Here is a 2,715-nt window from a genome sequence, read left to right as displayed (position 1 = left end):
CGTTTCGCCGGGAAAAAAAGGGTATCGTTAAAGGCCGGTAAATTAAGACGGAGCCAGTTGATTACCACCTACGGATGCGGAGCGATTGCCAGTCTGCCGCGGGAATCGGTAATTATTGCCGGTACAGATTTCTGGAAAAACACCGAACATTGTAGCTGCTATCTACGCGAGGAAAATTTGCAGTCTTATCTTGGCGTGAAGTATTTTGTTACACCTCCGGGAGACGATGATGAAAATGGAATTTCTGAGGACATGGGGGTTCTATCTTTCAGGTTTCCGACCTGGATGTACTGTCCGAAATGCCGGCGGCTGGCTCCGTTCAAGTCATTCAACTTTTCGGTTAACAGACATCCTTACTGCACGAAATGCAAAAAGTCCCTGATACCATCACGTTTTGTGGTGGCCTGCAAGAACGGGCATCTGGATGATTTTCCCTATCTCTGGTGGGTGCACCGCGGCCAGGAGTGCCGGGGGCCGCGGGCACCGGAACTGGAAATCAGCATGAGTTCCAGAAAGTCAGGGCTGGACGGCATTATCATTACCTGCCGGAGTTGCGGCCAGTGGCGGAGCATGTTGGGCAGCGTAGGGGGAAAGGGACTGGAAAGTTTCACCTGTACGCGTCGTCGACCTTGGTTGAATGATACGGATGCAGTTCCCTGCAGCGAAAAGATGTACGCTCTGCTGCGCGGAGCAACAAATCTGCATTTTCCGGTTAATGTAAGCGCACTGTCAATACCTCCCTGGAGCCGAAAAATACAGTATGAACTGGGCAAAAGATGGAGTCTATTGGAACCGCTGGTAAATGATCGAACTACCTTTGAAACGGTAGTCAAAAGCTGGCGCCTCACCGAAATATGTGCCTGTACAGCTGAAGAATTGTGGCAGCAGGCGAAATACAAACGTGATAGAGGTGAGGCAGCCGGCCCCAGAACCTGGCAGGAAATTATGGAAGGAGAATACCGGGCTTTTTTGCAGGGTTCGGTAGATGAGGAAGGAGAGTTCAAGACAAAGACCGTCCCGGTACCATCCCTGCTGCAGGATTATATTGAACGGGTGGTGCTGGCTGTCCGTTTGCGTGAAGTTATGGCGCTGGTGGGATTTAAACGGATTGATCCCGAGTACGACATCGATGATCCGGCCACCTACAATCCGGTCGGACGGGAACTAAAGACTGGCTGCCTGCTGTTGAATTGAAGGGTGAGGGTATCTTTATAAGGCTTAGAGAAGACAGACTTATCGAGTGGGAAGAACGTCCTACAGTTATTGCGAGATACAGCATACCCCGGTTTACCGATCACTATCTGGCCCGCAAAGGAAGTGGTTTTTCTCCGCGTTATGTATTGCTGCATACACTGGCACATCTTCTGATCAGGCAGATCATCCTGGACTGCGGTTATTCCAGCGCTTCCTTGAAGGAAAGGATCTACTGTACGTTCACGGGTGAAGAAAAACGGCCGGACATGGCGGGTATTCTTATTTATACAGCCGCTACCGATTCGGAAGGCAGCCTGGGAGGTCTGGTCAGGGAAGGACTTCCCGGGCGGCTGGAGAATATTTTCCTCCGTATGCTGGAAGGAGCCAGCTGGTGTTCGGAAGACCCTCTGTGTATTCAATCGGCGGGGCAGGGTATGGACGCCCTGAACCTGGCTGCCTGTCATGCCTGTACCTTGCTTCCGGAAACAAGCTGTGAAAAGCGGAACTGTTATCTGGACCGGGCTGCGCTGGTAGGTACACTTGAGAACAGTTCAATCGGATTTTTCAGCGAATTGCTCAATCGGGAGGACCCGGAGCAATGAGCAGGATGATTCCCCCGTTCTATGAAGAAAGCATAACCAGTGACGGGGAAAAGAAACTGTTCAGGGCACTGCAGAATTTGAGCGACGATTTTGTTGTTCTGCATTCACTGGGGATAGCCGAGCACCGGGAAAAGGTTTTCGGGGAGATTGATTTCGTTATCGTCTGTGAAGAGGGGATTCTTTGCCTGGAAGTCAAGGGGGGACATGTTCGCCGGGAGCAGGGTGTCTGGTATTTTACTGACCGTTTTGGCCGGGAAAACGCCAGGACGGAAGGACCTTTTGATCAGGTTGTCAGCTCCATGTACTCACTGCGCGATCACCTGAAGAAACATTTTGGGCCCGGTGATCCGGTGATTAAATGCCAGTACGCCTGCGGAGTGGTATTCCCGGACATGCCATTCACCTGTAAAGGTGTGGATATTATACCCGAAATAATTTTTGATGCCCGAAGTGTACCTGAAGATATTGACAGTTACATTCACAGAGTTTTTGCTTACTGGAGAAAGCGATTGAAAGAGAAGTACGGATTTGCTGGAGAAAAATTGACCAAAACACAGATCAAGCGCGTAACCGGCTACCTGAGGGGAGATTTTGGGTTTATTCCTTCTCTGGGTTATATTGTCGAAAAAACTGACAGCCATTTGCTAGCTCTAACCCGGGAACAGGCCAGTCGCCTGGCAATGGCTGCTGAAAACCCGCGTATTTTATTAAAGGGTACCGCTGGCACCGGTAAAACCCTGTTGAGTCTGGAACATGCTCGAAGGTGTATTTTAGCAGGCAAAAAAGTTATTTTTCTCTGTTTCAATCATAATCTCAGCCGTTACCTCAAGAGGCAGGTAGTAGACCTGCCGTCCATACAGATGGGTAGCCGGACTAATCCCTTTTCCCTTACTTTGGCCATGGTTCCTAAGGCTTGCAG

Annotated in this window: 3 protein-coding genes; all 3 read left to right on the top strand. The window is 50.2% G+C overall.

What is annotated here, in order from left to right; genetic code table 11:
• On the top strand, positions 1-1,194 hold a 1,194-nt coding region (gene drmB, locus ACPLUI_RS13620; protein WP_424660792.1), incomplete at its 5' end, for a DrmB family protein.
• Entirely contained in the window at positions 1,191-1,796 is a 606-nt protein-coding gene (locus ACPLUI_RS13615; protein WP_424660791.1) for a Zn-binding domain-containing protein, read from the top strand. The genes drmB and ACPLUI_RS13615, both read left to right, overlap by 4 nt.
• The coding region (locus ACPLUI_RS13610; RefSeq protein WP_424660790.1) for an NERD domain-containing protein at positions 1,793-2,715 on the top strand (923 nt) is incomplete at its 3' end. The genes ACPLUI_RS13615 and ACPLUI_RS13610, both read left to right, overlap by 4 nt.

This window comes from Desulfofundulus sp. (assembly GCF_049701015.1).
Classification (GTDB): domain Bacteria; phylum Bacillota; class Desulfotomaculia; order Desulfotomaculales; family Desulfovirgulaceae; genus Desulfofundulus.
This window is presented reverse-complemented; position numbering and strand designations above follow the sequence as displayed.